Annotated in this window: 6 protein-coding genes and 3 tRNA genes; 2 read left to right on the forward strand and 7 right to left on the reverse strand. The window is 38.8% G+C overall.

Annotation, left to right across the window (positions count from 1 at the left end):
- The first annotated feature begins 59 nt into the window (after positions 1 to 59).
- A complete protein-coding gene (locus H5072_RS06580) occupies positions 60 to 1,658 on the forward strand; it encodes a BCCT family transporter (protein ID WP_182693062.1) in 1,599 nt (532 codons plus the stop codon).
- A 458-nt stretch (positions 1,659 to 2,116) separates the two neighbouring features.
- Here the strand turns inward: H5072_RS06580 and H5072_RS06585 are convergent.
- The 7 genes from H5072_RS06585 to H5072_RS06615 all read right to left on the reverse strand — a co-directional run bounded on the left by H5072_RS06585 (position 2,117) and on the right by H5072_RS06615 (position 6,965).
- Positions 2,117 to 2,203: transfer RNA gene (locus tag H5072_RS06585), tRNA-Leu, on the reverse strand.
- Between the two features lie 37 nt (positions 2,204 to 2,240).
- A tRNA-Cys gene (locus tag H5072_RS06590) sits at positions 2,241 to 2,314 on the reverse strand.
- 31 nt (positions 2,315 to 2,345) lie between these two features.
- A tRNA-Gly gene (locus H5072_RS06595) sits at positions 2,346 to 2,421 on the reverse strand.
- 212 nt (positions 2,422 to 2,633) lie between these two features.
- Complete coding sequence (gene pgsA, locus H5072_RS06600; RefSeq protein ID WP_032827134.1) at positions 2,634 to 3,179, reverse strand: CDP-diacylglycerol--glycerol-3-phosphate 3-phosphatidyltransferase; 546 nt, start codon at positions 3,177 to 3,179, stop codon at positions 2,634 to 2,636.
- A gap of 42 nt (positions 3,180 to 3,221) precedes the next feature.
- The gene (uvrC, locus tag H5072_RS06605; protein ID WP_182693063.1) at positions 3,222 to 5,045 is read right to left on the reverse strand and encodes an excinuclease ABC subunit UvrC; all 1,824 of its coding nucleotides are present in this window, start codon (positions 5,043 to 5,045) and stop codon (positions 3,222 to 3,224) included.
- Between the two features lie 9 nt (positions 5,046 to 5,054).
- Positions 5,055 to 5,705, reverse strand: coding sequence for a UvrY/SirA/GacA family response regulator transcription factor (uvrY, locus tag H5072_RS06610; RefSeq protein ID WP_002963136.1), 651 nt, complete (start codon positions 5,703 to 5,705; stop codon positions 5,055 to 5,057).
- Positions 5,706 to 5,813: 108 nt separating this feature from the next.
- Positions 5,814 to 6,965: a dicarboxylate/amino acid:cation symporter gene (locus H5072_RS06615; protein WP_182693064.1), complete on the reverse strand. Its 1,152-nt coding sequence runs from the start codon at positions 6,963 to 6,965 to the stop codon at positions 5,814 to 5,816.
- 362 nt (positions 6,966 to 7,327) lie between these two features.
- Between H5072_RS06615 and cysK the strand changes: the two genes are divergently transcribed.
- The gene (gene cysK, locus H5072_RS06620; protein WP_002963138.1) at positions 7,328 to 8,296 is read left to right on the forward strand and encodes a cysteine synthase A; all 969 of its coding nucleotides are present in this window, start codon (positions 7,328 to 7,330) and stop codon (positions 8,294 to 8,296) included.
- Positions 8,297 to 8,339: the final 43 nt, after the last annotated feature.

Genomic DNA, 8,339 nt, shown 5'->3' on the forward strand with positions numbered 1-8,339 from the left:
GTACGTAGTACGTAGTACGTAGGATGTATGAATTAAGTTATCTATAAAAAGGAGATCCGATGGATGACATAACAAAAAAATACAGTATAGACACTACTGATTACCAAGTTGGGCAAGATAATGTACAAAAGTGGGGGTTTGATATCCATAACCCAGTATTTGGTATAAGCGCCTTCTTAGTTGTTTTATTTGTAATACTTACCCTAGTTTTTGACCCTACCGTTACCCGTGATGCACTAACCTCGACTAAAGACGCAATAATTAATCAATTTGATAGTTACTTTATGTTACTAGCCAATGCCTTTGTGATCTTTTGCGTTATTTTAGCATTTTCTCCTTTAGGTAAAATTCGGTTGGGTGGCGTAAAAGCTCGTCCTGAACATGGTTACATGTCATGGCTTTCAATGCTCTTTGCAGCAGGAATGGGGATTGGCTTACTGTTTTGGGGAGTTGCTGAGCCAACTGCATATTATACTGGTTGGTATCATATGCCTATGGGCGTTGAGCCAAACTCACCGCAAGCACACTCTTTAGCTTTGGGTGCAACCATGTACCACTGGGGTTTACATGGATGGGCGATTTACGCTGTTGTTGGATTAAGCTTGGCTTTTTTTGCATTTAATAAAGGCCTTCCATTATCTATACGTTCGGTTTTTTATCCATTATTTGGTGATCGCGCCTGGGGATGGCTCGGTCATATCATAGATATACTCGCTGTACTGTCTACTTTATTTGGTTTAGCTACATCGCTAGGCCTTGGCGCTCAACAAGCTACCAGCGGGATAAATTATCTGTTAGGCACTGATTACGGGACTGCTTTTCAAATATCTGTTATTGGTTTAGTAACGTGCATTGCAATTTTCTCAGTTATTAGAGGTATTGAGGGGGGTGTTAAAGTACTGAGCAATGTTAATTTAATTTGTGCATTTATTTTATTATTAGCCGTTATTGCCCTTACTTTCTCTGATGCAATTACTGCTATTTGGTTTACCCTTGGGGCGTACGTAGAGCACTTTGTACCTTTAAGTAATCCTTTTAATAGACCCGATGAAGATTGGATGCACTCTTGGACTGTGTTTTATTGGGCATGGTGGATATCATGGTCGCCGTTTGTTGGGATGTTTATTGCTCGAGTTTCAAAGGGACGCACTGTACGCGAGTTTTTACTCGTCGTCATTGGCCTACCAACGCTTCTTAGTTTGGTTTGGATGGGCGTATTCGGAAATATGGCAATTACACAAGTTATAGATAAAGTTGGCCCACTTGGACAAAATGGTTTAACTGATATCTCAGTGACTTTATTTCAAGTATACGAGCAGTTACCTCTTTCTAGTTTTATTTCTATTATTTCTATAGCACTCGTTTTGGTGTTTTTTATAACGTCGTCTGATTCAGGATCGCTTGTAATAGATGGTATAACTGCGGGCGGTAAAATAGATGCACCAGTGCCACAACGTATATTTTGGGCTACAGTCGAAGGCGTGATTGCAGCAGTATTACTCTGGGTTGGTGGCTCGCAAGCATTGCAAGCGCTTCAGTCGGGCGTAGTTACTACAGCTTTACCGTTTTCAATAGTACTTATTTTAATGTGTGTTGCGCTTATCCAAGGCTTGTTGAGCGAGTATCCAATTTACAAAGCTCAGAGTAAACTGCAATAACAATTTATCCTTTATAAGCGATCCTCAAAGGTCGCTTATAAAATCTTCGCAATTCGTATAACTAAGTGCTTAACGCATTCCCTATACTCCCACCTTAAATTTATTTTAGACACCGCACTTCTATTACATTCATTAATGCCACCCCTCGTTAAAACTTAGGTACAGGAGTAATTGCCAAGAAAATTAAATAACCAGCGTTCTGATTTTTGCTTTGTTATAAACAGGTGCTCTTATACCAATTCAGTTAATTAACCAGCTGGGATAAAAGTAGTAACTGTTAAATACAAACAGGCAGCTTTATAAATGTATGATGGTGAAACTCTAAGATATTAAAAAGAAATAGATTTTAAAGGTAAGTAGGTATTAAAAATAAGATTAGAGAATTTAAGTAAGAATAATTTTTGAATGTTTTAAAATTAGAAGCAATTTAGAATTTAATCTGAGGATTTGAATAAAGATGGTGCCCGAGGCCGGACTTGAACCGGCACGACTTGTTAGTCGAGGGATTTTAAATCCCTTGTGTCTACCAATTCCACCACTCGGGCATCGAGTTTGCTAATTAAAGCGTGTGGAGTGTTGAAATGGAGGCGGAACCCGGAGTCGAACCGAGGTAGACGGATTTGCAATCCGGTGCATGGCCACTCTGCCATTCCGCCCCAGTACGGGGTATTAACCTTAAGATAAACTTGGAGCGGTACACGAGGCTCGAACTCGTGACCTCGACCTTGGCAAGGTCGCGCTCTACCAACTGAGCTAGTACCGCATTTTATTTATCAGTTATTTGAATTAGCACATGATGATTTATGTGAACATTCAGGTAACTGATTAATTACCGTTTCGTTTATCTTGGGGGCTATGCCCTCTCAACACGGACGCATTCTACAGAGATTATTAAACGCGTCAATACAAAAAATGCTAGTTTTGAACTGTTTGCTTGTTTTTTATCTAAAACGGTGCGTTATTATACATTTAGAGTTAATTTTTAGTCAATTCACCCCATGCTGCACGTAAATATTGCATCATAGAACTCAAGGTTAAAAAGGTCGCAATGTACAGTAGTCCAAAACTTAAATAGTTCATCCATGTATCATATTGCCAAATCAAACCGATAATGGCTAACATTTGTGCAGCCGTCTTAATTTTACCCATGTTTGATACTGCGACATTACCACGCTTGCCTTGCTCTGCCATCCATTCACGAAGTGCAGATATGATAATTTCACGGCTTATTATAATAAGAGCAGGTATTGTCATGTACATTGACTGATACTGATCAGATAACGCTACAAGTGCGGCACATACCATTACTTTATCAGCAACAGGATCTAAAAAAGCACCAAAAGGGGTTGATTGCTCAAGCTTTCTTGCTAAATAACCGTCTAGTATATCGGTGATTGATGCAAGCCAAAAAATAAAGGCGGCAGCAAAAAAAGCCCAGCTATAAGGCAAATAAAATATCACCAAAAAAACGGGGATAAGAAAAAGTCTAAATGTTGTGAGTGTGTTTGGAATATTCCACATAACTACTTGGATATGTCTTTTTTGCTATATTCGCATGTAGGGCTAGCCCTTGTCATGCAAATGGTTAAATATCTTCTCAGCCATGTCAGAGCTGATCCCAGGAACTTTCTTTAACTGTTCTATATTAGCAGCTTTTACTCCCTGCATGCCCCCTAAATATTTTAATAATGTTTGCCGACGCTTAGAACCGACTCCATTTATTTCTTCTAGTAGTGATTGCGTACGTTGTTTTTGGCGTTTATTACGATGCCCTGCAATTGCAAAACGATGAGATTCATCACGTATATGCTGTATTAAATGTAGCGCAGGTGCATCTGAATCCATAGGAATGGTTTTTCGACCACCGTCAATTAATAGTGTTTCAAGGCCAGGCTTACGGCTAGTACCTTTAGCGACACCTACTAATAAAGGCATTTTTGTATGTGGCCAGTTAGAAAAGTACTGCTCCGCGCGCCCAAGTTGCCCCTTACCACCATCAATAAAGATAACGTCTGGAATTTTGTCTTCATCTACTAATTTGTTGTAACGCTTATTAAGTGCAAACTCCATTGCAGCATAATCATCACCACCGGTTATACCCGTTACATTATAGCGCCTATACTCTTTCGTATTTGGGCCTTGTGAGTCAAATACAACACAACTTGCAACAGTGTTCTCACCCATGGTGTGGCTTATATCAAAACACTCCATTCGGGTAATATCATCAAGTCGCAGTGTTGCTTTTAATTGTGCATAACGTTTATTAATAGAGTCTTGGGTACTTTGCTTAACTGCAATACTGTTTAATGCATTTTTATTGGCCAGTTGTAAGTATTGAGCACGCTCACCACGGGTAACTACTTTAAGTGTTACTTTGCGCTCACTTATTTGTGTGAGTGCTTCACCGAGTGCCCCGCTCTCTTCTATTTCAAAAGGTAATATGATTTCTTTTGCAATACGCCCTGTTGCTCCTGGCGCTAAATAGTACTGTCCTAAAAATGAAGTCAATATTTCTTGCTCACTTGAATCTTTAGGTACTTTTGGAAAATACGTTTTACTACCCAATACTTTGTGATCGCGGATCATTAATAAATGAATACCATTTAAACCATTTAAATGAGCAAAACCAACTACGTCCATTTCAGCAAAATTACCTGATATAGACTGTTGCTCCTGCATTTTACGAAGTAGCATTATTTGGTCGCGAACTTTTGCCGCCAGTTCAAAGTTTAATTGTAGGCTGGCTGCTTCCATTTTCTTTATTAAATCAGCAATAACTTCGTGAGATTTACCCGTTAAAAACTTACGGACATAGTCAACTTGCTCGCTGTAATCATCATCCGTAACTTTATTCACACACGGAGCTGAACAACGCTTAAGCTGATATTGCAGACACGGGCGACTTCTTGCGCGGTAATAAGCATCTTCACATTGACGAACAGGAAATATTTTTTGCATTAACCGCAAGCTCTCAGATACCGCTCCCGCGCTCGGAAAAGGTCCAAAGTACTCACCTTTAATTTTACGGCTGCCACGATGAAACGCTAAACGAGGGTGTTTATGGCTAGTTAATAAAATATAGGGATACGACTTATCGTCGCGTAATAATATGTTGTAGCGAGGCTGGTATTTTTTTATTAGATTATTTTCAAGCAGCAGCGCTTCTGTTTCAGTATTAGTGAGTGTGACTTCGATGTCACAAATATTACTCACTAAAACGCGTGTTTTGCTATCGGTAATGTTACTTCTAAAGTAACTGCTCACACGCTTTTTTAAATGCTTAGCTTTACCAACATAAATAACTTGGTTGTGACTATCAAGCATGCGGTATACACCCGGCTCACTTGATAGCGTTTTGAGAAAATGTACGTGATCAAATTCAGACATAAATTATAGTTAGTACGAAACGTCTATATCAATCATTTTATGACGAATTGCTAAATGGGTAAGCTCAACATCACCACCTACATTTAGCTTTTCAAACATACGATAGCGATAGCTATTTACTGTTTTTGAACTTAGGTTTAAACGCTCAGCTATATTTTGTGCTTTTTCACCTTTAGTGATCATAAGCATAATTTGCAGTTCGCGTTCAGATAAGCTCTGAAAAGGATTTTCGTCTGTGCGACCTGTCACTTGCGCAAGTGCTATTTGCTGTGCAATTTCAGGAGCAATATAACGCTGACCGGCATGAACACAACGAATGGCACGCACCATTTCGTCAGAGCCAGCACCTTTAGTTAAAAAGCCATGTGCACCAATTTGCATTACTTTACTCGGAAACGGGTCTTCACAGTTAACGGTAAGCACAATAATTTTTACATCAGGGCAGTAACGACAAATCTTTTTAGTCGCTTCTAATCCGCCCATGCCTGGCATATTCATATCCATTAATACTATGTTTGGCGCATGCTGACGACAAAACTGTACAGCCTCTTCGCCAGTTTTAGCTTCACCAATTACTTTAAACCCTCGTACATCATCAAGAATACGCTTTATTCCTGTTCGTACAAGTTCATGGTCATCAACTAAAAGTACATTAATCAATGGAACATCCTCACTTACCTAACAACATGCAATTTAATTAAATTAATTTGCCACAGTAACATACATAAAGCGAAACAATAACTAATATTATTGCCTCGCCCTAATAGTTTAAGATGACGATTTTTCGCTAAATCTGTCAACCCATAACGCAATGATACCATCACCCGTTACATTACACGCAGTACCAAAGCTATCTTGTGCCAAATAAAGTGCAATCATTAATGCAACCGCGCCTTCATTAAACCCAAGCATGCTTGTTAATAGGCCAAGCGCCGACATAACTGCGCCACCTGGAGCACCTGGTGCTGCAATCATCACTACACCTAACATCATAATAAACGGTAGCATACCCATTAATGAAGGGACTTCCATGCTTGGTGATAAAAACATAACAGCCATTGCACAGGTTACTATGGTGATAGTTGAGCCAGATAAGTGAATAGTCGCGCAAAGTGGCACTGTAAAGTTAGCTACATCTTCTTTAACGTTATTTGCCTTACTTGATTGAAGCGATACTGGAATCGTTGCTGCGCTTGACATAGTACCTAACGCTGTAAAGTAAGCTGGTAGCATATTTTTAACTAATTCGATTGGATTACGTTTTAATAGTATACCTGTCGCTATATATAAAACGCTTAACCATAACCAGTGCATAACAAGCGCTGCAATTAGTACTACGCCAAATGTTTGCAGTGTATCTACCACAGTACCCGCTACCGTCATTTCGGCAAATACACCTGCAATGTAAAATGGTAAAGCAGGGATAATTACTTTTGATAATAATCCGTCAATCACATCACGGCCCTGATCAGACACCTTTTTAAGCGTATCAAGCTCTAATTGGCTCATGCCTATACCAAATACAAAAGCAGTTACTAATGCGGTCATTACCCCCATCAAAGGTGGAATTTCTAAATCAATAAAGCTGCCAATTTCTGTAGCAACTTCTGCCTCGAATGTAATACCACCGCTTAAAAAAGGGATAACAGCACTTACTAATAAAAATGCAAGCGTACCTGCAATAATTGTAGAGCTATAAGCAAACCCGACTGTTTTACCAAGTAAGTGACCAGACCCTTTTGGTAGGCCTGCAATACCTGATGCAATAAAAAATAATATAATAAGTGGAATGGTAAAGGAGATAATTTGACCAATCAGCTCTTTTACTGTGAATAAAAGTTCAACACCAGTTATAGGTACATATAGTCCAACTAGGATACCGGCCACAATACCGGCAATTAATTTTAAGATTAATTTCATTGTGATTGCTTAATTGAATTTAGATACGTGTTTTTATCATGTTTTAGACGCATTGTGTGATAAAACTATTCAAGTTACATTCATATGCACAAATATTGAACAAACACAGCTTAATTCAATACACTTTTGAACATTTTTTGACTAAACGAAGTTTTACTCTTTAAATTTTAAATTAAGCCCGCACCTATAATAACTAAAGCACCGCTAATAATTGATTTTTATTTCGACTGGTTATAAGCCCAATAGATATATGTTATAGCCAAACTTTACTTTAGTTTTTTTAAACTCACAGTAAAGTGTGTTTATATAGTTAGTAGCAAAGGCTATTAACACGTTGATCAGATTGCATCCAAAGGAACATTATGTCTACTATTTTTGAAGATAACTCACTAAGCATCGGTAATACACCGCTGGTAAAACTTAACCGTGTTACAGGTGGGAATGTATACGCTAAAGTTGAATCTCGTAATCCAAGCTTTAGTATCAAATGCCGCATTGGTGCATCGATGATTTGGGAAGCTGAAAAGTCAGGTCAGCTTGTTGAAGGTAAAGAACTTATTGAACCAACATCGGGGAACACCGGTATTGCACTTGCATTTGTTGCAGCAGCACGTGGTTACAAGTTAACGCTTACTATGCCAAACACCATGAGCCTAGAACGTCGCAAGCTATTAAAAGCATTAGGTGCAAATCTAGTACTTACCGACGGTGCAAAAGGTATGAATGGCGCAATTGAAAAAGCAAAAGAAATTCAAGCAACAGCACCTGATAAGTATATTTTATTACAACAATTCGAAAACCCTGCAAACCCAAAAATTCACTTTGAAACAACAGGCCCTGAAATTTATGATGCGCTTGATGGCAAAGTAGACTTTTTTGTAGCCGGTGTTGGTACTGGTGGTACTATTACAGGTGTTAGCCGCTACCTCAAAACAGAAAAAGGTCTAAACGTTAAATCTATTGCTGTTGAGCCAACTAACTCTCCAGTTATTAGCCAAACGCTTGCCGGTGAAGAAATTAAACCAGGTCCTCATAAAATCCAAGGTATTGGTGCTGGCTTCATTCCTGGCAACTTAGATATGGACTTAATTGATGGCGCAGAGCTTGTATCTAACGAAGACGCAATTGCAATGGCGCATCAGTTAATGAAAAAAGAAGGTATTTTAGTCGGTATTTCGTCAGGTGCAGCGGTTGTTGCAGCTAAGCGAATTGCTGAAAAGCCTGAAAACGCAGATAAAAATATTGTTGTTATCCTACCTAGTGCAACTGAGCGCTACTTATCAAGCCCAATGTTTGATGAAGAGTTTAGTGAACAAGAACTAGTACAATAAGTAATTTTAAGATTTTTAGAAGGATGCTTTAGGCATCCTTTTT

Source organism: Pseudoalteromonas sp. SR45-5 (genome assembly GCF_014163565.1).
Lineage (GTDB): Bacteria > Pseudomonadota > Gammaproteobacteria > Enterobacterales > Alteromonadaceae > Pseudoalteromonas > Pseudoalteromonas distincta.

Excerpts from the sequence above, each read along its gene's own strand:
- H5072_RS06580 (WP_182693062.1), top strand. The coding sequence starts at position 60 with ATGGATGACATAACAAAAAAATACAGTATAGACACTACTGATTACCAA.
- pgsA (WP_032827134.1), bottom strand. The coding sequence starts at position 3,179 with ATGTGGAATATTCCAAACACACTCACAACATTTAGACTTTTTCTTATC.
- uvrC (WP_182693063.1), bottom strand. The coding sequence starts at position 5,045 with ATGTCTGAATTTGATCACGTACATTTTCTCAAAACGCTATCAAGTGAG.
- H5072_RS06615 (WP_182693064.1), bottom strand. The coding sequence starts at position 6,965 with ATGAAATTAATCTTAAAATTAATTGCCGGTATTGTGGCCGGTATCCTA.
- cysK (WP_002963138.1), top strand. The coding sequence starts at position 7,328 with ATGTCTACTATTTTTGAAGATAACTCACTAAGCATCGGTAATACACCG.